Annotated in this window: 19 protein-coding genes, 1 tRNA gene and 1 riboswitch; of the genes, 11 read left to right on the plus strand and 9 right to left on the minus strand. The window is 37.7% G+C overall.

The genetic code is table 11. From position 1 onward, the window contains the following. The coding region (locus WBG45_RS06520; RefSeq protein ID WP_424413068.1) for an acyltransferase family protein at positions 1-780 on the minus strand (780 nt) is incomplete at its 3' end. 122 nt (positions 781-902) lie between these two features. Between WBG45_RS06520 and WBG45_RS06525 the strand changes: the two genes are divergently transcribed. Then, complete coding sequence (locus WBG45_RS06525; RefSeq protein WP_424413070.1) at positions 903-1,775, plus strand: GNAT family N-acetyltransferase; 873 nt, start codon at positions 903-905, stop codon at positions 1,773-1,775. Positions 1,776-2,026: 251 nt separating this feature from the next. On the opposite strand, the gene WBG45_RS06530 is transcribed toward WBG45_RS06525, so the two are convergent. Next, positions 2,027-3,214 carry a GTP-binding protein gene (locus WBG45_RS06530; RefSeq protein WP_424413072.1) on the minus strand — a complete coding sequence of 396 codons (1,188 nt, stop codon included), beginning with the start codon at positions 3,212-3,214 and terminating at the stop codon, positions 2,027-2,029. A gap of 314 nt (positions 3,215-3,528) precedes the next feature. Then, complete coding sequence (gene helD / locus WBG45_RS06535; RefSeq protein ID WP_424413074.1) at positions 3,529-5,757, minus strand: RNA polymerase recycling motor HelD; 2,229 nt, start codon at positions 5,755-5,757, stop codon at positions 3,529-3,531. Between the two features lie 341 nt (positions 5,758-6,098). Here helD and kynA point away from each other — a divergent pair, with 341 nt between their 5' ends. Continuing rightward, positions 6,099-6,959, plus strand: coding sequence for a tryptophan 2,3-dioxygenase (gene kynA, locus WBG45_RS06540; protein ID WP_424413076.1), 861 nt, complete (start codon positions 6,099-6,101; stop codon positions 6,957-6,959). Positions 6,960-6,971: 12 nt separating this feature from the next. Next, the gene (locus tag WBG45_RS06545) at positions 6,972-7,700 is read left to right on the plus strand and encodes a glycerophosphodiester phosphodiesterase (RefSeq protein WP_424413078.1); all 729 of its coding nucleotides are present in this window, start codon (positions 6,972-6,974) and stop codon (positions 7,698-7,700) included. An 86-nt stretch (positions 7,701-7,786) separates the two neighbouring features. Here the strand turns inward: WBG45_RS06545 and WBG45_RS06550 are convergent, their stop codons facing one another. Both WBG45_RS06550 and WBG45_RS06555 read right to left on the minus strand, forming a co-directional pair. Further along, entirely contained in the window at positions 7,787-10,885 is a 3,099-nt protein-coding gene (locus WBG45_RS06550) for a S8 family serine peptidase (protein ID WP_424413080.1), read from the minus strand. Positions 10,886-11,226: 341 nt separating this feature from the next. Then, positions 11,227-12,258 (minus strand): DUF2804 domain-containing protein, encoded by a 1,032-nt coding sequence (locus WBG45_RS06555; RefSeq protein WP_424413082.1) that lies wholly within the window; start codon positions 12,256-12,258, stop codon positions 11,227-11,229. Between the two features lie 138 nt (positions 12,259-12,396). On the opposite strand from WBG45_RS06555, the gene WBG45_RS06560 reads away from it, so the two are divergent. From WBG45_RS06560 to WBG45_RS06585, 6 genes are all read left to right on the plus strand, one after another. After that, positions 12,397-12,467 (plus strand) — tRNA-Ala (locus WBG45_RS06560). 343 nt (positions 12,468-12,810) lie between these two features. Beyond that, positions 12,811-12,914: riboswitch (purine riboswitch) on the plus strand. A 202-nt stretch (positions 12,915-13,116) separates the two neighbouring features. Continuing rightward, the gene (locus tag WBG45_RS06565) at positions 13,117-13,998 is read left to right on the plus strand and encodes a 5'-methylthioadenosine/S-adenosylhomocysteine nucleosidase (protein ID WP_424413120.1); all 882 of its coding nucleotides are present in this window, start codon (positions 13,117-13,119) and stop codon (positions 13,996-13,998) included. 335 nt (positions 13,999-14,333) lie between these two features. Then, positions 14,334-14,810, plus strand: a complete 477-nt coding sequence (locus WBG45_RS06570; RefSeq protein ID WP_424413084.1) for a staygreen family protein — start codon at positions 14,334-14,336, stop codon at positions 14,808-14,810. Between the two features lie 243 nt (positions 14,811-15,053). Beyond that, positions 15,054-15,599, plus strand: coding sequence for a DUF6241 domain-containing protein (locus WBG45_RS06575; protein ID WP_424413085.1), 546 nt, complete (start codon positions 15,054-15,056; stop codon positions 15,597-15,599). 522 nt (positions 15,600-16,121) lie between these two features. Beyond that, positions 16,122-16,727, plus strand: a complete 606-nt coding sequence (locus tag WBG45_RS06580; protein ID WP_424413087.1) for a site-2 protease family protein — start codon at positions 16,122-16,124, stop codon at positions 16,725-16,727. 187 nt (positions 16,728-16,914) lie between these two features. After that, complete coding sequence (locus tag WBG45_RS06585) at positions 16,915-17,400, plus strand: amidase domain-containing protein (RefSeq protein WP_424413088.1); 486 nt, start codon at positions 16,915-16,917, stop codon at positions 17,398-17,400. Between the two features lie 52 nt (positions 17,401-17,452). Here the strand turns inward: WBG45_RS06585 and WBG45_RS06590 are convergent, their stop codons facing one another. The 4 genes from WBG45_RS06590 to WBG45_RS06605 form a co-directional block, all read right to left on the minus strand. Further along, on the minus strand, positions 17,453-18,313 hold the full coding sequence (locus WBG45_RS06590; protein ID WP_424413090.1) for a DegV family protein: 861 nt from the start codon (positions 18,311-18,313) through the stop codon (positions 17,453-17,455). Positions 18,314-18,430: 117 nt separating this feature from the next. Continuing rightward, complete coding sequence (locus tag WBG45_RS06595) at positions 18,431-19,000, minus strand: glycerol-3-phosphate acyltransferase (protein WP_424413092.1); 570 nt, start codon at positions 18,998-19,000, stop codon at positions 18,431-18,433. A 231-nt stretch (positions 19,001-19,231) separates the two neighbouring features. Continuing rightward, positions 19,232-21,037 (minus strand): DUF5939 domain-containing protein, encoded by a 1,806-nt coding sequence (locus WBG45_RS06600; protein ID WP_424413094.1) that lies wholly within the window; start codon positions 21,035-21,037, stop codon positions 19,232-19,234. 10 nt (positions 21,038-21,047) lie between these two features. Beyond that, the gene (locus WBG45_RS06605; RefSeq protein ID WP_424413096.1) at positions 21,048-22,193 is read right to left on the minus strand and encodes an HD domain-containing phosphohydrolase; all 1,146 of its coding nucleotides are present in this window, start codon (positions 22,191-22,193) and stop codon (positions 21,048-21,050) included. Between the two features lie 123 nt (positions 22,194-22,316). On the opposite strand from WBG45_RS06605, the gene WBG45_RS06610 reads away from it, so the two are divergent. After that, positions 22,317-22,667: a DUF3307 domain-containing protein gene (locus WBG45_RS06610; protein WP_424413098.1), complete on the plus strand. Its 351-nt coding sequence runs from the start codon at positions 22,317-22,319 to the stop codon at positions 22,665-22,667. A gap of 29 nt (positions 22,668-22,696) precedes the next feature. Continuing rightward, on the plus strand, positions 22,697-23,275 hold the full coding sequence (locus tag WBG45_RS06615; RefSeq protein ID WP_424413100.1) for a nitroreductase family protein: 579 nt from the start codon (positions 22,697-22,699) through the stop codon (positions 23,273-23,275). The last annotated feature ends 75 nt before the right edge of the window (positions 23,276-23,350 follow it).

Consider the following 23,350-nt stretch of genomic DNA (forward strand, 5'->3'; position numbering starts at 1 on the left):
AGTCATTGCCAGTGGAATAACTAAATCTAACACGATATGTTCATAGCGTAAGAATTTCATACTTAAGTGATAATCAATCACTTTAAACCAATCAAGAACAATGGCTGTCACACTAAAAATAAAGCCGATGATTAACCAAGGTTTCGTGACATTCATCCATATGTTTTTCATATAATATCCGAGTGAAAAGTAAACCACGGCCATTAGTGCCACGTCTATGTTCCAAATCATTGGGATAGTCTGAGAAGCTTTGTCTGGCGCTCCTCCTATTACTTGCATCACATATAAACTCTCTAAATGAGCAACCAAATAAAAAACAGTCAATATCGCGATTTGTTTTACACGATTGAAATACTTTGTCATCCAAATAAAGAATAAGTAAGTAAAGAACAATGTAGTTACGAACCAGAATACACCGTAAGCACCACGTGCAAAACGCCCGCCGATTACTAATGTCCATAAGTCATTTAAATACCAGGAAACATCCATATTCCCAGATCCGATCTCCATACCATATCGAATCACTGTAATTGTTACAAGGAAAAATAAATATGGTACGATTAACTGCATAAAGCGTTTGTGAATGGCTTGCTTCGTAATCCCTTTTTCAAAAATAGGTTTAAAGAACATCCCGCTCAAAATAAAGAAAGCAGGCATGTGGAACCAATAAATATATTTCGCAAGAGGGAAATCAAGTTGACCAGGATAGTGACCGATTACGACAAGAATCATTAAGAATCCTTTCGTGACATCCACCCAAGATAAACGTTTCTTTTCCATGATTTAGCTCCTCCAATTAATCAAACTGTTGCTATTATATATCCGTTTTGTAGAGGAAATAAACAGTTGTTATCAAAATGAAACACAATCGACACAGCAACGAAAGAAAGGTGGAAATACTTGTGGACATTACCATATTGACCGTCTCGTTTCCTTTAGATGTTGAAACATCTAGTGAAATCCAGGCATTAGTGAGGAAAAGTGAAGTGCTTGAAGAGATAAAATATGATCAAGTTTTAAATCTTCCCGTTATTACAGACCCGTTATTAAAGGGGTTCGCGGTTCTAGCGTACGCAGGAGATGAAATAATAGGGGTTATTACAGCCGTTGATATGATTGGTATTCATTCGTATGAATGGAGCGCTCTCGTTCATCATGATTTCCGAAGACAGGGACTCGGACAAGCGTTAATACAAGAATTACTGCGGAACTTTGAGATTCGGGGATGTGAAAGCGAACTTGCTCTCACTCTTAAAGAATCACAGTCTGGAGCGTCTTTCTTATTGAATGAAGGATACGAATGGAACTTTTCTGAAGCTACATTAAAAGCGGAAAAGAGAGCAGATGCATCAAGCTCGGAAGTAGATATAGTGCCATTTACAATAGAAAGACAAGATCTTACGAGAATCTTAATGAGCGCTTTTGGTGATTCCGAAGATGAGGTACATACAATGATCGAGTTTAATGTTTCGAATCCTTCCAGACATGTTTTTGTAGCGAAAAAGCAAGGGGAAGTTGTTGGCACCGTTACCGCTGTTGAAGAGGGGGATAAACTTTGGATAACAGCCTTAGCTACTGATCCATTACATCAAGGGCAAGGAATAGGGTCTGCACTACTGGTGTTTGTTCAAGAAGAAGGTTCTCGACGAGGAAGTGAAGCGGTAATGCTAGACGTCGAAATCGACAATGACAAAGCATTATCTGTTTATGAAAAAGCGGGCTTTAAACCGACTTTACAAGTTGATTATTACGTAAAAACTCCAACAGCCAATTAGTCCGCTGTTGGAGTTTTTCTTTTAGGGAACATGAAAATTGATCTGTGTCTTTCCCTCCTGGATTGCTGCTCTCCTGGAGGAGAATAGGCGAAAACCTTAAATAAATGGTCGCAAACCTTCGTAGAGTGGACGAAAACACAAGTTAAGTGGTCGTAAACACTACTTAAATGGTCGAAAACCTATAGTAAGTGGTCGGAAAAACAGAACTGCCTTTAACCCTATATGCACGAAAGATATTCTCCTCTTAGATATCAGTTCGCAGCAACAAAGGGAGGTAAAGGGTCAGTCAATGCGGTCCAATCACTCTCCATTTCTTCATTTGTTAATAAACATGCGTCCAACTGAGACTCTATCTCTTCACGGTCCATCTTGAGTCCGATCCAAACCATTTCAGTTTGACGATCTCCGTGCACCTTATCCCATCTTTCGGCAATGGTTTCGTCTTCAAACATAATTTGACGCTGCTCGGCTTTTGAAAGAGCGGCAATCCAATAACCAGCACCTTGGAATTGGAGAGAGTTGCCCGCCTGTGATAAAAGGCCAGCCATTTTATTGCGTGTTGCCAACCAGAAGAAACCTTTTGAACGAATAATTTCTTGAGGGAATTCACTTAACCAAGCATTCCATCGCTCAGGGTGGAACGGACGTTTACGTCTATAGACAAATGAGCTAATGCCATATTCGTCTGTTTCTGGGACGTGCTCTTCATTCAATTCCTTTATCCATCCTGCCGACTGGCTCGCTTGTTCGAAGTCAAATAAGTTGCGATTTAATATCTCTGAAGGTGGAACCACACCTTTGGTAATTGGAATTAATATCGCATCGGGATTCATTTTTCGAAGAAATCCTTTAAAAGCTTCTAGAAATTCAGCGGTAACTAAATCTGTTTTGCTAATTAGAAGAATGTTGGCGAACTCTATTTGATCGATTAATAAATCAGACACGTCGCGTACATCATGTTCATCATCTGTTTGCTTCCGCTCAAAAAGAGACTCACCACTTTCGAAATCAGTCCAGAATCGGAATGCATCAACGACTGTGACCATCGAATCCAAACGGCAATATTGTGATAGGTCTATCCCGATTTCTTCATCAATATATGTAAATGTCTGTGCAACAGGAATCGGTTCGGAAATACCTGTGGATTCGATGACAATATAATCAATATCTCCTTGCTTGGCTAATTTCTCAACCTCAATCATTAAGTCTTCGCGCAATGTGCAACAAATGCAGCCATTTGTTAGCTCTACTAATTTTTCTTCAGTCCGAGAGAATCCACCATCTTGAAGTAGTTGTGAATCAATATTTACTTCACTCATATCATTGACGATAACCGCGATTTTCTTTCCTTCTTTATTCGCGAGTAAGTGGTTTAGGACAGTTGTCTTTCCGGCGCCAAGATAGCCACTTAAGACAGTAACGGGAATTTGAGTTTGCATGTGTTCGCTCCTTCGTAATTTAGTGTAAATAGTAATGATTACGATTTAAAGAATACATGGATTAATTGAAATATGCAAGGGGAAAATAAAAAACGTTTCTCCACATTGGAAGAAACGTTAATTGATTTACCTGATTATGATGATAAGTTGATGTCTTTCTCAAGAGGGATTGTGTCCTCCTCAAAGCGAATGGTCGAAAACATTACATAGTTGGTCGAAAACTCAAGTTAAATGGTCGGAACCATTAATTAGATGGTCGGAAACCCATAGTTAGTGGTCGGAAACAAAAAACGTTCCTCCGCAAGGGAGAAACGTTAATCAAACAATAAAAAATGCTCGCGAGTTGGTGCAATTAAATGCAATTCATGCATGGGTCTTGTCATGGCAACGTACAGCAACTTGCGATCAATGGAATGATGACGGAAGGGGGTATCAATCGCAACAATTAACACGGCATCAAACTCTAAGCCTTTTGCTAAATGACTTGGGACAATGAGTAGTTTATCCTGGTCAATGTCCGAATGATCACTCAGTAATTGAATAGGAAGGAAATCTTCAAGTTGTTTGGCTATTGAGTTGGCTTCCGTAGTCGTTTTGCAAATCAGTGCAATTGAATGATGACCTCTACTGCGTATAGCCTGCAGTAAGGACACAATTCTTTGCCCGTCAAGTGTAGTCATCTCATAGAATTGTGGGTCAATGCCATGGCGAACAACGGGTTCAACCAGCGGTAAATCTTCATCCATTTGCTGCAAAATACTGTTGGCCATATCCATAATTTCAATGGTTGTTCGATAGCTTTTTTGGAGCGTTTTATATGTAGCTCTTGGAAATAACTCGATCACTGGATCCCATGAAGTTAGTGCTCGATAACTGTGAATTCCTTGTGCTAAATCACCGACCATTGTGAACATATCTGTTTCTAAGCCTTCTTTTAAAGCGGCTAGTTGAAAAATACTATAGTCCTGCACTTCATCTATAAAAACCACACGCATTTTCCATTCATCAGAAATGCCTTTTAGTCGAGCGTGCATGTAATAAAGAGGTGCAACATCTTCCACTTCCCACGATTCTATTGAATTCGTTTGCAGGAAAGCAGCTCTTTGTTTGTCAGTCCACTGTGATGTGTGTCCGTTTATCAAATTTTCATCGTTTAAAAAATCACGATACATCTTTTTAATATTTGCTTTCTTAAAGCGTCTTAAATAAGCAGAAGCCGTCGTTTTAGATTCTCTCTCTATTAAAGGAATCCTCCGGTCCCGCTCATCAATAAACTTCGTCACTTCTGATTTGCGTCTCACTGGATCACGAATCCCATTTAATGCTTGATCTAGCGCATCATCGTATTTTTTATTTAACATTAAGAGAAGCTCTTTTTTCTTTTGACGCACGTGAGATTGTAAGATCACTTTAATGCGTTCCAATCGTTTCTCAATCGGCATGTATGCAAAATCATGAAGAAACAGTTTCTTCAATCGTGAGCCGTGCATAATTCGGTATTTTTCAATGAAAATATCTTCAAACAGAGCGGCAATTGATTTCTCGTATTGTTTAAGATAAATATCGATTAATTCTTTGTAAAAAAGAGAACCTTTCATCCGGGATTGCCACAGCATCAATTTGTCTGGCTCGTCTTGTTCGGTCAAAGAGGCTAACTTTAAATTTGAATCTTTAAGTTTTACTTTAATGTTCGTTGCTTGAAGAACATATTCAGCGTATGTGGTTTGGCAAATTTTACTTACACCTAGTTCTGGTAATACATCAGCTATATAGTCCATAAACAATTTAGATGGAGCTAAAATCATCAATTTCTCTGCTGGGAAGTGTTCGCCCATCGTATAAAGGAAATATGAAATACGGTGGAGAGCAATCGTCGTTTTTCCACTTCCTGCTGCACCTTGTACAAGGATCGGTTGTTTTAAATGCGCACGAATGATTTCATTTTGCTCCGCTTGAATGGTCGATACAATTTCAGTTAAGCGAACATCAGCTTTTCCTGAAAGGGCTTCTTGCAGTAGCTCGTCATTGGTCGTTAAATCAATATCACGAACGGATTGTAACTCGCCTTGTTCAATCGTGTATTGACGCTTTGAAAATAGATGCCCCGTAAAAGTGTCTTCTCGAACGTCATATTCGATATCCCCGAGGCGTCCATCGTAATAGACATTGGCGACGGGTGAGCGCCAATCCACAATAATTGGCTCTTGCGTTTCCCGGTGGAATAAAGACGTTTTCCCGATGTACAACAATTCACTGTCTTCACCGTCTTTTTGGAAATGAATGCGCGCAAAATACGGTTTTTGCTGAATGGCTTCTAATCCCTCTTTTTGAGAACGAGCCATTTCGAAAAACCGTGCGTTTGTTAAAATATTCATATAGCTTAAACTGGAATCCAAGTAGTCGAGATCTGCCATGGCATGACGAATATTTTCTTGTGCAGATTTTACATCTCGTTTAGATTCGTCTAGTAACTGTTGCATATACTTTTTGGTGTAGGTCAGGCGCTCTTGCTCTTGCTCAAAATCAGGATGTTTCTGTGTCATACAGTCCTCCGATATGAAGAATTTTGCGTCCTGCAATTTAGAAATGTCTATATGCCAGGCACTGTCTAGCTACAAGCGCCAGCTCGCACCTAAACTTCAGACCCTCAGGCGAAAGCAGGCTTTCGCATCGGTTCTTCCAGCGCCGGTGTCGAGCTAGAAGGCGCTTTTCGCTTTTTTACAGATGTTGGGGTTTGAAAACAGAATAGAATCGTAACATAGTTTAATAACGCAATGCAATAAGAATTTTCGCAAAATTCAAGTAGTATATGAATGTGTGATATCTCATGTCATAATACAGATAGCCGAGTTGAGTGAAAGTAGAGAAATAAGGGGATTTTATAATGGATAAACATTCATTGGACAACGGACAAAACCGTGCAGCACAAGGTGAAGCGGGGTTACATACAAATTTTAAAGAAGAAATGACATACGGGGAATACCTTCATTTAGATAAATTGTTAACCGCACAAGATGGCTTAAGCGATCACCACGACGAAGCTTTATTCATCATCATCCACCAAGTTTCGGAGTTGTGGATGAAACTCATCTTACATGAACTTCGTGCAGCGATTAAAAATATTGAAAATGATGATTTACAGCCTGCATTTAAACAGCTCGCTCGTGTGTCGAAGATTCAAACTCAAATTATTCAAGGGTGGGATGTTTTATCTACGCTAACTCCTGCAGAATATATGGAGTTCCGATCATCTCTTGGAAACGCTAGTGGTTTCCAATCCTATCAATACCGCATGATTGAGTTTGCACTTGGCTACAAAACGAAGCATGTATTGAAAATTTACGAAAAAGACGCAGATTTATTAAAGACGCTAACAGAGGCTTTCCATCAACCTGGACTATACGATGTGGCGATTCGCAAGCTAGCGCGTGCAGGATTGCCAATAGATGAAGCAGTACTTAGTCGTGATGTATCAACTCCTTATGAGCCAAATGCAAGTGTCTTAGCAGCATGGACGACTGTCTATCGAGATGTGGATACTTACTGGGAGTTGTACCAATTAGGGGAGAAACTCGTTGATATCGAAGACTGGCTACAACAATGGCGTTTCCGTCATATGAAAACTGTCGAAAGAATCATCGGCTTTAAACAAGGTACTGGTGGATCATCAGGCGTCAATTACTTGAAAAAAGTATTAGACCAATATTTCTTCCCAGAATTATGGACATTGCGTACAGAAATTTAAGGAGGTTTAAGCATGAAAATATATGCCCATCGCGGAGCGTCCGGAACGCATCCTGAGAATACACTAGCTGCATTCAAAGAAGCTGCTGGCCTTGCAATTCATGGCGTCGAGCTTGATGTACATTTATCAAAAGATGGGGAGTTAGTTGTCATTCACGATGAAACAATTGATCGAACATCGAACGGAGCTGGCTATGTTAAAGACTTAACTCTTGCTGAATTACGTGTGTATGATTATGGTAGTTGGTTTAAAGACAAGTTTGCAGGAGAAACGATTCCAACTTTAGCAGAAGTGCTAGAGATATTTCAACATACGACACATCATGTGAACATTGAATTGAAATCAGACATTTTCCCCTATGAAGGTATGGGAGAGAAAGTCCTTTATTTGGTAGAAAAAATGGGGATGGCTGATCGAGTGGTGATTTCGTCATTTGATCATGAAGCCGTTCGCCATTTCAAAAAAATAGCCCCTCACATTGAAGTGGCTATCTTAACTATGGATGTGCTAGTGGATGCATATGATTACGCACGTGTTGTTCCTGCAGATGCTCTGCATATTTATCTACCATCTGCTCATCGCAAGACGACCAAAGAAGCTTTACTCAAAGGTGCGATCATTCGCGTGTTTACCGTCAACAAAGAAGAATACGCTCAAGCATTAAAAAAACTTGGAGTCCATGCGATTTTCACTGATTTTCCTGAAAGAATGAAGTCGGTATTTGAAGAAGGGGAAGTGTGAAGGGGAGGCACCTCAACAAATACTCTAACTTAAAAAGCTCAAAATAAAGGGAAGCTCCAGTCACTCGGAGCTTCCCTTTTTAAATATTAATTCAATTGTTCTATAAAAGACCGATTCAAATCAGACTCAAACTGTTGTGTGTCAATTGAATTTTCATTGTAAGAGTTTTCGTCAAATCCATAATAATATTTATTGCCTAAAGTATCGGTGTATCCAATAAAGTAAATATTATTATCCCAAATATTAGCCTTTTCATAAACCAACTCGTTTAATCCTTTTACCAAGTCGTAATCCTTCTGGTCCGTTATTTCTTCACTATAAGAATCAATTACATAAAGTGAAGCCTTCATAGGTTTAGTAACGGTAAGTTCTAAATTAAGATGCGAGTATCTACTAGAATATTCATCGGATGGCGTGAAATAGTATTCTTGCAACTCTAGCCATTCTGGATACTCATCATCTGTAATTTTCCCTATAATCGTCTTTGTTTTCCCTACGTTATTGACGGCCTTTATGTGATAACTGTACTCATCACCGGAGACAGGATAATCTTCGTCATCATACCCATCCCACTCAAAGTAATTAATTCCTTTAGTAACTGTTGTTCCTGCCATTAAAGTTCGTACTTTAGTGTTCCCATCATAAATTTCAACTGTCACTTTTGCTGACTCGGATAATTGATAGTATACCTCTGCGGTGTAATCATAATTCCATTGCACGGTAGTTGGGTATTCAATTTCAATTGGAGTTATGGCCACATTCATATTTCCGCTATAGCTATGAGTCAACTTATATGCGTCAACAATTGAGATTTTGTAAGAATATTTCCCATCTTTAAGTAGGTTTCCTGAGAGATCTTTCCCATCCCAAACGAATTGTTGCTTTCCTTTCTTTTTGGACACATTGAGATCGACAGTTCTAACTACGGTTCCGTTATTCAATATTTGAACAGTAACCTTTCCAGGTTTGCTTAAAGTATAAGAGAACGACGCATTTCCTTCAGTAGTGTAATAGAAATCAGCCGAACCTTGAATGACAGGTTTATTCCAGTCTTGAAGAGTGAAAACAAGCGATTTCACAGTTGCTTTATTTCCTGCAACATCCCGAAGTTCTATTAAATAGTTATATTTTCCTTCAGCAACAAACTGATTCTTATCATTCTTTCCATTCCATGTAAGAGCCAAAGCGCCTTTTTTCATGTTTTTGTTGTTGATAAGCTTTTTAATTTTGACTCCTTTGTCCGTTGTTACATAAGCAGTCATATAAACAGTTTCATTTACATCGATTTTTCCGATGTTCTTTGCTGTTCCATCCATTTTGAAAATGGCTGGTGTCAAAGAAGTTTTCCCTTTTGGACTGATTGAGTCAACTGTTATCGCAAATTTACGAGAAGTGCCTTTGAGTTTATTTGCATCAATCACAGACATCGCAAGGCTATAAGAGCCATCGCTGACCTTTTTGCCTTTACTATCTTTCCCATCCCAAACAATGGATTTCTTACCTGCTGAAACAGCTGTATTGTTAAGAATGGTTTTAATTACTTTATTATTTTTATCTTTAATTTGCGCAGTTATCTTGGCATTTTTATTTAGTTCATAAGGGATTGTTAATTTGCCTTTAACAGGCGGAGAATAGATAGCGGATCCAGTTATTTTAATAGAAGGAACCACTTTATCCAAAACTTTTAAAGAGGCACTTTTGTATACACTATTTCCATTACCATTTACCTTGGCAACAATCTTATAAGTACCTCCAGAAGCATAAGTGCCATTATCTAAAGTGCCGTTCCATGATGAAGAAACCTTGCCACCTGACCAAGTTTTATTTGTAATCAGCTTTTTAACGGTTGTGCCTTTCGAGTTTTGAACATAAAGAGATACTTTTGAACCTTTGTAAGCGTTGAAAGAAATTGTTTTTTTATTTGTGCCGGTCATTGTAAATGTAGCAGATGACATAGTGATATTGGAAATAGGAGCAGAAGTTTTTTGGAGTGCTTTGTATGCGTCTACTCTTCCATATCCATAATAGCCATCCCAACCTATATTTCCTAAATCGACAGAAGATTTTTGGAGTACGGTTTCCACTTGATCAGCCGTCATCAGTGGATTTTTAGAAAGTATTAAAGCGGCAACACCGGCAACAACAGGGGACGCCATTGAAGTGCCATTCATTGCGCTATATTTACTGTCATTTATTGTGGAGTAAATCCCTTCACCAGGTGCAGAAAAATCAATACTATATCCGTAATTAGAGAATTGGGTAATTTTATCTCCGCTATTAGTTGCACTGATACCGATTACTCCATCTAGGGAAGCCGGATACGTTTCTTCGTAGGTATCGTCGTTACCCGCTGCAGCAACAATCAAAACTCCTTTTGATTTAGCATATTCAGTAGCATAGTGTAAGTCGTAACTATAGTAATATCCGCCTAGACTCATATTAATGATATCTGCATCGTGGTCCGCAGCATATCTGATAGCATTAGCAACATCATACATATTTGCACTGTCTCCAGTAAAAACATTGATCGGCATAATTTTTACATTCGGTGAAACTCCAGCCCCTCCGGCAGTATTTAAAGTAGCTGCAATAATCCCCGCAACATGAGTCGCATGGTCATTAGCTTTAAAGGTTTTCCCTTTTGTTACTGCATTATATGGAGAAACCATTTTACCTTTTAGATCAGGATGTGTTGTTTGCACACCACCATCGATTACTGCAACGATTACAGAAGTGGCGCCTTTCGTTTGATCCCAAGCCTTAGATGCTTGGATTTTCTTTAGATGCCACTGCTTCGAATACATGGGATCTTTCGGTGTGAAACTATTTGTTACTTGGTAGTTAGGCTCTACAAATTCAATTTGTTTATGTTTTAATAAGTCTTCTGCCACTTCACTCAAACTAGAGCCTTTCGGAATAGATACAAGAGTAAAGTTTCCAGTGTCTTGAGTTGAAATTTTTGTTAAATCTTCAGAATCTAAAATTTGCGTTTTTTGATTCTCTGTAACTGAAACGTTGAATTTGACAATCAATTGCCTAACTTCAAAGTCCTTAGATTTATCAAAACGTGATTCCGTGTTAAATTTTGAAATCTCAGGTGTTACCATAATTTCTTCTGCTTCAGAAAGCGAAGCAGGCAATAAAAAACATAATAAGGCCATTAATAAAAACCCTAATTTTTGCATAGTACTTAATCCTCCTACATCATTCTCTTACTAGTAAATATATCATAGTTTTTCGACACGTAAATAAGGGGGTTAGGAAATATTTACAATGAAATAATTTATGAAAACATACGATTTAATATGTTTTTAAAAATAAAAATAAGATGAAAGCGAAGTAGTTCTATTTAACAGTTACCTGGATAGACGGAGAAGATTCTGCAACTAAATTTTAACGATATATTTGTGAGTGCTTGAGCGATCTTTAACTAATCACCAACTAAAAAAATCCTTATTTCCCGTAAATAAGGGAAATAAGGATTTTTATTTTAAAGCGATAACAGGTAGGGAGTGTCAGGGGTTAGTTACCATTTTGCGTTGTGATCTTCTATACTTCCAAGTAATTGAGTTATAGCAAGACGCGAGCCATCCTGTAAATAAACCACACCGTTAAAATAGCCCACCATATGATAGACATTAGACTTAACGAGGCGAGCGTTTATAGTCGCTTCCCGTTTGAAAAATGGAGTGAAGGTTAGATTTACAACTTGAGAAAACTTTGATCGAATATGCCAAGGTTTCATGAAATCTGTTTCATCAAAGGTGAAAATCACATCTTCAGAGATTTTGGACATCTTTCCATTAACAAACACAGCATTCTCCGTCATACCAGTACCATCTGTCCATTTTCCACCAAAGTTAAGACCGATACGCCTGTTACCTACACGCTGAGAAGCCATCGCCCAGTTCCATGAAGCGGTTCTAGGCCAAACGCCGCGACCGTAATCGAGTACCGCGTAGCTATCTTCCGGATTAAATGTATAGCGCTTGTCACCAATTTTAACAAAACCACGTGTTGGTAATGTGTGATGTTTAGCAGTGTGTTGAAATAATTGGCGATTCCACGGAATTACCACATTTAACGAATCATCGTTTTCAGGATGCTCTATATGTAAATCAGCATGGAGCAAATCACCATCAAAATTTGAAATCGTAACGGCCATATGTGTTTCACTTTGCATATGTAAAAGTTGAACACTCATCTCATTGTTCGAAAATTTCACGGTTTCTAAAACTTGATTTGGCATATGCACACGTTGTCCAAGTGGAATAGTAACGGTCTTTTCGAAAAAGCGTTGCGTTTCATAATCTAAGAAATAGACACTACAAACAGTCGCATAATCCATATGTCGTATGGTGGCAGAAAACAAAATATCTTCTCCGTATACACACCAATAATTCCATTTTTTCTTACGCATAAAATGACCAGATAAATTACTATCAATTAACGGTTTTCGTGAATAACCTATGGCAGCAGGGTTTAAATTTCCTTTTGAATCACATAAAGATAGTGGAGCTAGGATCTCACGTTCTGCGTGTTGTTGTACTTTTTGCATCTCGCCACCCTCTCGCCTATTGAATCATCACTTAATTTTGCTATATACTACTTATTGTACCAAAGAAATTCATGAAGGGGTATTAGCTCAGCTAGGGGAGCATCACCTCTGAACTTTTTGGGTTCAAACCATCAAAACGGGGCCGTAGTTTAACGGGAGAATGACACAATGGCATTGTGTAGGCGGCAGTTCGATTCTGCTCGGCTCCATAACTGGGATTTTAAGTTGTATAAAACTCAAATAAGCTCTACAAGCACTTTTACTATTTCTGAAATACAGAATAGGGATGTGCTATTTTTATATCCTTAAGTACAGGATGTAAGCTAATTTTAATCCAGTTTGTTTTCATGAGTTAGACTATATTTAAATATAAAATTAAGGAATAAGTCTCTGATGGAAAAGAAATGTTTTTACCTAAAAAGTGAATTTAATTAGATTTAAACTCAATAATAGCTAATTATTTCATGTAAAAACGAACGTTTTATTGTTTTTTAATTTTAATGTTCACTTTTAGGTTGTATATATTTTATTGGTTTGTTATATTAGAAACATAATAATTTCAATATTATTACTCGTATATGCTCAGTAATATGGTCTGAGCGTTTCTACCTTGTTCCCAATGAAAGAACTGGACTACGAGTTAAAGTATTCGGTTGTTCGGTATTATACCGCTACCAATTTGTGATAGCATGAGTTTCATTTCTTGCTTCATTTTTTTACTTTAACTGTCGTAGGTCTAGAAGGTAGAAATCATTCTATTTTCTAGACTTTTTTCTGTGGACCAAATCTTCGAGAATTTCAAACACCAAGGAGGAAAACGGAATGAAAGCAATAGCTAGTAAAAAGGAGAGATTATTAATGAAAAACAATTGGGTGAAAAAATACGCTTTAATAGGGATTATTTCATTGCTGTTTATATCGGTATTAGCAGGTTGTAATTCAAATTCCAAAAGTGAAACAGTACAAGAAAATGCTCAAAGACCAATTATGATTCAAGGTCCAATGCCAATAGAAGCTGAAAAATTTGCACAAAAGCTAGAAAATGTTAAAGAAGAACGATCAGGTGATTTTGTATTTTACATAGGAACTTTAGATAAATATCCTGTAATCGTTGCAAAAACGGGTAAGGGTATGGAAAATACAGCAGCTGCTACAGCAGTGGCGATTGAAAAATATAATCCTATAGCAATAATTAATCAAGGAACTTCAGGTGGACATGATGCAGATTTAAACGTATTTGATATTGTCTTAGGAAAAAGAACGACAAACCTAGGTGCATTAAAGACAGGAGATTTGGGAGAAAACGAAGGAATTGATCCAACTACATGGAAACCGATGGATTTGATGGCTTCTGAAGGGAGTGCAGGAGAAGATCCTAATGCTGAAAAAGCTCGTTTCTATGAGGGGGACAAGGACTTACTCACATCTGCAAATGCAGTTAAAGAAACATATACTAAGGGTAAAATTGTAGAGGGTACTATTGGTTCTGCGGATGTTTGGAATAATGAAGTGGATAGAATTAAATGGTTCCATACAAATTACGGAACATCTGTAGAAGAAATGGAGGGTGCAGCTGCGGCACAAATTGCCAAAGCATATGATATTCCTTTCTTGGGGATTAGAGTGTTATCTAATAACAAAGTGAATGGTGGTCAATACAATCCAGATACAGCAACCGCATGTCAGGAATATGTTTATGAAGTAGTTAAACATTATATATCTACGAAGCCAAGCGAATAACGTATCAAATCCATGTTTGTGCCAGCTCATTTTAACTAAAGAAGTACTCTTTCATTAATAAGGGGCATTCCATTATATTAAGACCACTCATCTATACATGATGAGTGGTCTTTTGATTACCGTATTTCTTTAAAGATTACTTTTCCTTAGGCATAAACACAGTCAACTAGTTAGTAGTCCCATATTGTAAGACAAATTATGAGATTTTAAATAGAAAGGAAAGATTTATTTGTTCAGCCCTTTTCATGATATATGTATAATAACCGCGCGCAATCCAAGAATACAATGTCTTCTAAAGTTCTTAAAATATCACGATTACCTACACGGAGAATTATATGTCTGATTTTAATCCACAGAAATTAAAGGTGACACTCATTCCGCCTGCGAATAGCGTTCAACCAATAGAGGGAAGGAAATACACGCTTACCCATTCTGACATTACTGCCGAATTGTTTTTAGATATTGGATACGTCTATAACTATGAAGCCATCAACCGTAAAATGAGAGATGAAGTGTTGGCAGAATGGAAAAAAGATGAGCAAGGTCGTTTCATGTTGGTGGGAATGGCTTATGTTGACGGTGGAGAGTTTGGGGAAATCGTTTCAGGCATTCGTTTTAACGTATTCAAGAAAGAAATGGATACTGCAATTAAAGGAATTGTGTATGGAGACCTTTCATTTTACGTGAACTATCCCGTTCTGCTTGATGCCCCCATATTCATTTATTATGAGTCGACTTATCCGCAATATCATCAGACTTTATATTACGGAACACCACGTCAATATTTAGAGCATATCTACAACGGTTCATAATACTTCATCTTAATCAGCACCTGCTTTTTATATAAAAAGCAGGTGCTGTATTTTGAGTTTAAAGGTTCTGTACTTAGTCACTTAACGTGAAGAAATTTAAGATATCTTTATTAGATTAATTTATCTTTTTCAAACTATTAGCTTTCCTATGTAAGTTACTTACATTAAAATGTAGATTATATCTAATTTGGCATAAATACCTAAGCAGTTATTATTTGCATTAAATCTCGAAGGGAGTGAAATATGAAGGAATCAAAAACAAAATTCAAATTTACTAAGCTTCAAAAAATTGTTTTAAGTATCGGACTTTTAGGTCTTTTAGCTGTAATTGGTTTCGGTATTTTTGGTGAAAATCGTCCGATCATAAAAAAAGATGGAACCATTACTGAAAAAGCAACTGAAGATGGTGGGAAAATCATTGAAGTAGACGAAGGAATTAAGGAACCTGTGGAAGAAGAGTTTCCATTGACGATGGAAGATTATGAAATAGCTAACAAGATTCATGCTATGTCTCATCAGAAAATTGAAGCTGACGAAAAGTGGGGGTTTCTACCTTTGACTACAGAGCGAGTAACCCGATTAATTGACGTAATTGAAACTAACAAGAATGAGTATACTAATTCAAACTTGTACTTAAGGATTCTAAATCGTTGGTTGGAAAATGATTTCTCGCAAATTGACCGAGACCACAATGAAGTTTGGTCGCTCCAAGGCGGCACCATTGGTAAAGCAACTGGGATTCTCAGTTATGAAGAAGAATTAGAGTATATTGAGAAATATTATGATTAGAAAAGGCACTCACAATTGTGAATGCCTTTTATTTTGATATAAGTGTATGTAATGATTCTAAAACGATGTAGTGACTTGTATACCAAGTCCAACTTTACTTTGAATGCATATTTTCCGTTGGTTTTAATTATGGTAAGTAAGCATTAATCCAGACAAACCTTTACTCATTGTTTAAGTAGAAAGTTTCTCCCAACTTCTGAAATGCTCCGCCAAGATTCTACTCCGTGATCAATTACTTCCATTTGAATACTATCGTCGCATCGATTCAATTCTGGATAACATAAGAGCTTACTTAAGTAGTAAATCTTCTTCGCTCCATATCGTAGGCATCTCATCATCCTCAATTCCCATTTGAACTATGTTTAGAATGGAGTTAAAAAATAGTAAAAATGTTGGTGAAACCCATCTTATAAAATGGTACATTAGAATCAAGAAGAGTTTTGCAGAAATAGCGAGACAACAAATTAATAAGTTTGAAGGCAGGCGGACAGAATAGAATTTTTAGCATTTTCTTTATCAGAAATGCCAAATGTGTTAATCACATTGGTTATTGCATTCACACTGCATGAGTTCATGCACGCATGGATGGCGTCGGTTTTCGGGGATGACACTGCAAAAAATGCTGGTCGAGTTACACTAAATCCACTCAAGCACTTGGATGTTTTTGGAACCATTTTGATTTTCATCGCAGGAATTGGGTGGGCAAAGCCTGTACCAGTCAGCGCTAGCTACTTTGCCACACGACGTATTCAAGCCATTATCGTAAGTTTAGTTGGACCTCTTAGCAACTTTGTTTTAGCCTTTATTGGATTCAGCATTTTTTATTTTCTACCGGTACCTTATACCGTTGAAGCATTTCTAAACATTTTTGTTTCACTAAATGTAGTGTTAGGTGTATTTAATTTATTACCGCTTCCACCATTAGACGGATATCGAATCCTCTCAAGCTTGTTTTCAGCAAAAATCCAAATGCAGCTTAGACCTTTAGAAACTTACGGATCGATTTTGTTTTTAGTGGTCATGTTGACACCAATTGGTGACTTCACCATACTGCCATTTATCAGCAGTAGTATTGGCATCGTAATAAATTCGTTCTACTCGTTTTATGAATTAATATTACCTTATTAATCTCATTTTCTTTATGAACCACTCATGATATTCATGAGTGGTTTTGTCGTGATATGGCTTAATATCAATTTAACAACCCTTTATGAAAAGAAACACACACTTTAGAATACTTCCGAACATAAACAACTTGATCAGTTCTTCTAATTTATTTGATTGCTACATAGTCTCTCATGAGGGGGGATTTTACATGTACAATCGTCAGGCGGCTGTTCAGTATGCAAATACATGGTGGAATTCAAATAATCCTGCGTATCCGATTTTTGACGATGATTGCACGAATTATATCTCGCAATGCTTAAGGGCAGGGGGAGCCCCCATGCGCGGCTATCCAAAGCGCGATAAAGGCTGGTGGATAGGCGGAGGTACTTGGAGCTTTAGCTGGAGCACATCGCACTCACTTCGCTGGTACTTAGATACATCCACTGTTGGTTTGCAAGCTACTAAGGTTGCGAATGCTAGTGATTTACAATTAGGAGATGTCATAAGTTATGATTTTCAAGGTGATGGCCGTTTTGACCATACCACCATTGTTACTGGATTTAATGGAAGGGAACCATTAGTGAATGCACATACAGCAAGTAGTCGCCAAAGAGATTGGCGATACACTACGTCTCCAGCTTATTTAGATGAAACACGCTATATTTTCTTCCATATAAAAGATTCATTTACATGAAAAAAACCCTTGGGCTCCCAAGGGTTTTACTTATTTCTATTGTAGAAAACTTTTAGTCTTCTGCGGGTACATGCCACATTGCGGCGATCGTACCTTCACCAGCATGAACAGCAAGAACTGAGCTGATTTCACCGACACGCACTTCTAGATTTGGAGCTTTTGCTTGAATTAAGTTTTTCAATTCTTCCGCTTGATCCAATACATTTCCCTGCATTAAATCAATAGAGCGAACGCCATCTTTTTCGTAAGCTTCAACTGCTTTATCAACTAAATAATTAAGGGCTTTCTTTTGAGAACGTACTTTATCAAGTGCTTTTAATTCGCCTAATTCATTTAAATGAATGATTGGTTTCACTTGCAGTAAACTTCCTAAGAAAAATTGAACACCACTCATGCGTCCACCTTTATAAAGTTGGTTTAAGTTGCCGATTAAAATATAGTTTCTTAAGTTTTTCACTTCGCCACGTAGTTTCTCTGCAATTTCTTGCAAATTCATGCCACGTTCCTGTAAAACTAGTCCACGTTCTACTAGCTTTGTAATTCCTGAAGATAAAGCTAAGGAATCCACACTTTCCATTTGAACTTCCGCTATTTCTGCACCTGATTTAGATGAAGACATAGTTCCGCTCAATTTTGAAGAAACATGTACGGCTAAAATCGCTTCGTAATTTTCGCTGATTTTTTCGTACAGTTTGGCAAATTCACCTGCAGCTGGTTGTGACGTTTTTGGGAATTCATCGGCATTACGTATACGATCGTAAAGTTGTTCGGATGTTAAATCGACTCCGTCCGCGTATTGTTCTTGTCCAAAATGAATGGCTAAGGGTACAACGTGTACATCAGGGTGGGAGGCAAGAACATCGCTAACATAAGCGGTACTATCTACAACCCAAGCAATTGGTTTCTTTGTCATCAACTAACCATCCTATCTTTATTTAAGAATTTTGATTATTTAATATTATACCATCAAAAGTATTATGTCGCGATGGACTTAAGGTTTTAGCGAAATAAAACTATTCATTTTATACTATTATGAGCGTTTCCATTTTTGTTCACCAATTGATTGTTGAAAATCAAAGCGGTGTCGATACATTATCAACACGATTGCAACAATAATCGGCCATGCACTTTCGACTTCATCAAAATAAAATACTGCCCCAATATACGCTAAATATGCAAAAATCATGCTGAGGGTGGCGCTTCGAATGAAAGGAATCACTAAGAAAAATGCAACACTGAAGGCAATCGCAAACAGTAGATTAAATATCAGTCCAATCCCAACAAAAGTCGCGATACCTTTTCCGCCTTTTCCTTTTAACCAAATAGGAAACATGTGACCACATATTACGAGTAATCCACCTAGTGCAACTGCCCATTCAGCATAGCCGAGATAGCGTCCTGCTAGAATAACAATGACGCCCTTCATTGCATCACCTAAAAATGTGAGAAGGAAAGCGCCTTTACCAATTACTGCCCCTGCATTACGAGCTCCTAAATTGCCACTACGATGATTGCGTAAATCAGTTTTATAAAACTTCCCAACCCACCAGGCAGTCAGGATATTACCGAGTAAAAAGGACGCGATGAAATAGACAATCATGCGAAACCCCCAGTTTCATACTTTCTTTCTATTATGAAGGAAAGCAATGAATTGGGGAATAACCAAAACATATTCAATTAATTTTAGGAGGAAATTGGATAGTTGCAACCAAATGTCAAAAGTTGCAACGAAATTTAAAAAGTTGCAACGAAATCTGGATAGTTGCAACCAAATCCAGAAAGTTGCAACGTAACAAGAAAAAAACCTACGATTCTCATCGTAGGCAAGCAATTAGTTCTGTTTTAAACGTACTAAACGAAACGCTCCTTCAATGCCTTGAAGGGAAGCGTCAAAATAATCAGTTGAACATGTTGAAAGTAACTGTTTTGAATCGAGATTTTTTAATAAATCTTGATAGCCATGTTCACTTAAAACCAAATCATCACCATTGCTTTGGTTTTGAATACGAGCCGCCATATTCACTGTGCGTCCGAAGTAATCGAGTATATCGTTGGCATTCACTGCAATTACTGGACCGCTATAAAAGCCGACTTTAATAGAAACTGGTTGAGACAAGGTTGTATTTAACTCAAAGACATTTGCTTGGATTGCAAGAGCTGCTTTTAAAGCCGAAGTATCTTGATAGAATCCAGCCATCACGGAGTCGCCAATCGTTTTTATGATGGTTCCATGATTAGTTTGGATGTGTTTTTTTAAGTAATCAAAATGTTTTTTTACATCGGAATAGGCAAGGGCGTCACCAATAGCCTCATATAATTTTGTAGAACCTTTTAAATCGGTAAATAAAATCGTCATTTCACCAACACCAATTTGTTGATCAGGCGACAGGACTTCCGTTGCAAATAAATCACGGAATAACTGAAGGGAAGTTACTTCACGGGCGGTTAAAGCAAAAGAATCCCAATCTGTTTCCTCAAGGACAACTACAATTTCTTGTTGTGCTTTATTGTGAATGACGATTTCATCCGGCGTCGAAGTCACATCTGTATTAAAACCGGAGTTTGTATACGTAAGACCATCCAGGACGACTTCAGGGTCTTGACGATTGATTTGAACACTATGATTAAACTTTGCTACACGTAGACGTATATCTTGCGGCCATTGTTTGACATTCATAAGGCGGCTTTCACCAGAAGGAATTCGAGTTTGTGCGACGACATGTGGAGAGTTCATGGGTCCATTCAAGCAAAAAAGTTGTTCGTCAGTTTTGCGAATAGATGGATTTATGATAAAGCGCATTTCAACATAGCGGTCGAAATTAACTTCGTAATCCACACCACATAAATCACAATGCACCGAGTTGTTTAATTGCCGTAAAGAAGTTGTTTGTTCTTTAGAGACTCGACAGTTCGGACACATTAAATTCCATTGTTGATTGAGTAACCCAGCCTTTGTGGCGAGTAAGAACAGTTCAATCGTTTCAAGTTTGGGGTATCCACGGTCATGCGCCCATTTCAACGGTTTAATATGACTCACTTCATCGTCATTATGTGTAGTAATCATATGTATAAGGCTATGTATCATTTGTTCATTCGTAAAGGTTGTACGAAGTCGCTCTATTAGAATCGTCATACGTTCTGAGTTAATGGATATAGCCTGTTTTTTCTGTGGTCTTGGATTGTCAGTTGATCTATTTTCTTTAAACGACAAAGAGTAAGGAAAGATACGGCGAAGTTGTGGAATGATAATCATCTTTAATGCTATCTTCCCAAGAAAATTTCGTATGGTGAAATCTGAATTTAGTATGAGACGCGTACGATTATCACTAACTCGCTCTAATCTGACCGTCCATAAAGCACGTGCAACAGGGCCAATTGTATACGTTCGCTCAATGACATAATGTGAATTTTTTATCCATTCGAAAGTGTGTTCAATCCATGCAGTTTTTATGAGACCTAATGCTTTGGCGTCCGCCTTACGATGTAAAACATTATTATCGTATGTATAAGTAGAAAACTGAACAGGGAACAGACCAATGTATTCATTTAAATGGTTCGTATCTGAAAGAAGTGTCCACAAGTCTGCGATCGACAAGTCGAATTCACGTTCTTCGTGAAAAGCAACATTTTTGTTCATTAACTGGCTCCTATCTTCGTTCCCCATATTTATGACGGATATTAATAAATGTATCAATATTTTCGAAAAATAAATCAATCAAAGACGGATCGAAATGCTTTCCACGTTGTTCCAATAGATAGATCATAATAGCTTCTATAGACCAGGCTTTCTTATATACTCGATCACTTGATAAGGCGTCAAACACATCCGCAATTGCAGTAATGCGTCCGAATATATGAATCTCGTTTTCTTTTAGACCATTTGGATAACCCGTACCATCCCATTTTTCATGATGTTCATGGGAGATTATGGCAGCCGTTCGTAACAAAGGACGATTCGAATGTCTGAAAACATTGAAGCCTATTGTAGTATGGGTTTTCATTAATTCGAATTCATCTTTAGTCAGAGGACCAGGTTTTAAAAGAATCGTATCAGGGATGGCTACTTTTCCAATATCGTGCATAGGAGAAGCGAGTTTAAGTAAACTAGCTTCACTATCAGATAAACCAGCTAACTTTGCTAACTCAAATGAATACCGCGCTACTCGTTTCACATGGTTACCTGTTTCTTGTGAACGACTTTCGCCGATTTCACCCATCGTCTCGATCATTTCTCTTTGAGTTTCAATTAATTCATTACGCAAGATCGATGATTCTAATGACTTGCCAGAATAGGAGGCTGCTAATGTTAAGATTTCCATATCACGTTGTGTAAATATTTCACTAACGGTCATTTTATTAATGGCTTGAAAAGCACCAATGACGACTCCATCCGAATTTCGAAAAGGAATACATAGCACTGATTTTGTTCGATAGCCAGTAGAGCGGTCGATTGCTTCGTTAAAGCGCGCATCTTCGTAAGCATCCTCTACAATGATTGATTCACCAGTAGAAAAACTATGACCAATGAACCCACTTTTATCAGGAATCATAACTCTCTCAATCCCATGTGCTACAATAGTCCATAGTTGATGAGTTTCTGAATTGTGAAGCCATACCGCACAGCGATCTGCCAGGACGAGACTTTTTCCTAAGTCGGCTAAAATCTTCAATAACTTATCTAAATCTGTTTCCGCTGTGATTTTCCCCATGTATTCAAAAATGACCGCAAGCAATTCTTCTGATTGCAGCTCATTTTGAAGATGAAAAGTGGGTATAGGTTCATTTTTAAACATAGTGAAAAATCCTTCCTAGCTAAAACCGATTATTGGTATGATAATATTACCATAGGTTAAATAAATCTAATAGTTTAGATAAGCGAAGTAAAGACAGTTTTTTAACGATTTGGAGGAGCTGGGATGACGGTATTTAGTTATTTGCTCATTGGCCATTTAATAGGCGATTTCTTGTTTCAAACGAGTTGGATGGCGATGTTCAAGGCAACTAAATGGGTACCTTTAATCGTACATTGCTTCGTTTACACCATTTCCGTATCTGCTGTAGTTTTCTTAGGATATGGTTTATTGCCGATAGGGGCGATCGTACTTTTATTCATCAGCCATATGTTTTTAGATCGTCGGCTATTTGTTTCATGGTGGGTAAAACATATCATGAAGACAGATGGTGCGGAGTCAAAATGGCTTTGTATAATGGTTGATCAAATTTTTCATTTAATTATTTTAGGTGCAGTCGCACACATTTGGTTTTAACTTGTAGACGAAAAGGAGAACTTACACACATGAATGAACAATCTTTATCAGTACGCGATGCAATACTTCAACGCCGCTCAGTGAAAAATTTTAATGGACAACCAGTAGAACGCGATACTTTAATGACAGTTTTAGATGATGCAAAATGGGCACCAAACCACGGAAATCGTGAACCATGGAGACTAGTTGTCGGGTGTGGTGAAGAGTTACATGAATTACATACAGTGTTACGCGAATTTGGTGTAGCAAAGTGGAAAGATCTTTCTGAAGAAGATTTAGCAAAACAAATGAAAAAATTTGTCTCTGCTGGAGCTTATGCGTTTGTTGTTGTTTCTGAAGATGCTCGTCAAAAAGAAAGATTAGAAGATTACGCTGCGGCTAGTAGTTACATTCAAAATGCGCAATTATTGGCTTGGGATCTTGGTATTGGGTCTTGTTGGAAAACACCTCCATTTTTAGATGCTCCTAAATTCCGTGAAGCGCTTGGTGTAAAACAAGGTGAACGAATTATCAGCATGCTACAATTCGGATATTTCGATGAAATGCCAAAAGCCAAACCTCGTAAACCAATCGAAGAATTTGTTACGTTCTTTGGTAATAATAATTAAAAAAATCCCGGTTCATCGCAATTAAGCGAGAGCCGGGATTTTTTTTTACGGTTGTATCCACATTCAACATGCGAG

Origin of the sequence: Paenisporosarcina sp. (assembly GCF_049671445.1) — a bacterium.
Taxonomy (GTDB): domain Bacteria; phylum Bacillota; class Bacilli; order Bacillales_A; family Planococcaceae; genus Paenisporosarcina.

Bases quoted from the DNA above. Each gene is read 5' to 3' on its own strand.
- WBG45_RS06600 (WP_424413094.1), bottom strand. From the start codon at position 21,037: ATGAACAAAAATGTTGCTTTTCACGAAGAACGTGAATTCGACTTGTCG.
- helD (WP_424413074.1), bottom strand. From the start codon at position 5,757: ATGACACAGAAACATCCTGATTTTGAGCAAGAGCAAGAGCGCCTGACC.
- WBG45_RS06530 (WP_424413072.1), bottom strand. From the start codon at position 3,214: ATGCAAACTCAAATTCCCGTTACTGTCTTAAGTGGCTATCTTGGCGCC.
- WBG45_RS06565 (WP_424413120.1), top strand. From the start codon at position 13,117: ATGAAAAACAATTGGGTGAAAAAATACGCTTTAATAGGGATTATTTCA.
- WBG45_RS06580 (WP_424413087.1), top strand. From the start codon at position 16,122: ATGCCAAATGTGTTAATCACATTGGTTATTGCATTCACACTGCATGAG.
- WBG45_RS06595 (WP_424413092.1), bottom strand. From the start codon at position 19,000: ATGATTGTCTATTTCATCGCGTCCTTTTTACTCGGTAATATCCTGACT.
- WBG45_RS06610 (WP_424413098.1), top strand. From the start codon at position 22,317: ATGACGGTATTTAGTTATTTGCTCATTGGCCATTTAATAGGCGATTTC.
- kynA (WP_424413076.1), top strand. From the start codon at position 6,099: ATGGATAAACATTCATTGGACAACGGACAAAACCGTGCAGCACAAGGT.
- WBG45_RS06555 (WP_424413082.1), bottom strand. From the start codon at position 12,258: ATGCAAAAAGTACAACAACACGCAGAACGTGAGATCCTAGCTCCACTA.
- WBG45_RS06545 (WP_424413078.1), top strand. From the start codon at position 6,972: ATGAAAATATATGCCCATCGCGGAGCGTCCGGAACGCATCCTGAGAAT.
- WBG45_RS06570 (WP_424413084.1), top strand. From the start codon at position 14,334: ATGTCTGATTTTAATCCACAGAAATTAAAGGTGACACTCATTCCGCCT.
- WBG45_RS06575 (WP_424413085.1), top strand. From the start codon at position 15,054: ATGAAGGAATCAAAAACAAAATTCAAATTTACTAAGCTTCAAAAAATT.
- WBG45_RS06605 (WP_424413096.1), bottom strand. From the start codon at position 22,193: ATGTTTAAAAATGAACCTATACCCACTTTTCATCTTCAAAATGAGCTG.
- WBG45_RS06590 (WP_424413090.1), bottom strand. From the start codon at position 18,313: ATGACAAAGAAACCAATTGCTTGGGTTGTAGATAGTACCGCTTATGTT.
- WBG45_RS06550 (WP_424413080.1), bottom strand. From the start codon at position 10,885: ATGCAAAAATTAGGGTTTTTATTAATGGCCTTATTATGTTTTTTATTG.
- WBG45_RS06615 (WP_424413100.1), top strand. From the start codon at position 22,697: ATGAATGAACAATCTTTATCAGTACGCGATGCAATACTTCAACGCCGC.
- WBG45_RS06585 (WP_424413088.1), top strand. From the start codon at position 16,915: ATGTACAATCGTCAGGCGGCTGTTCAGTATGCAAATACATGGTGGAAT.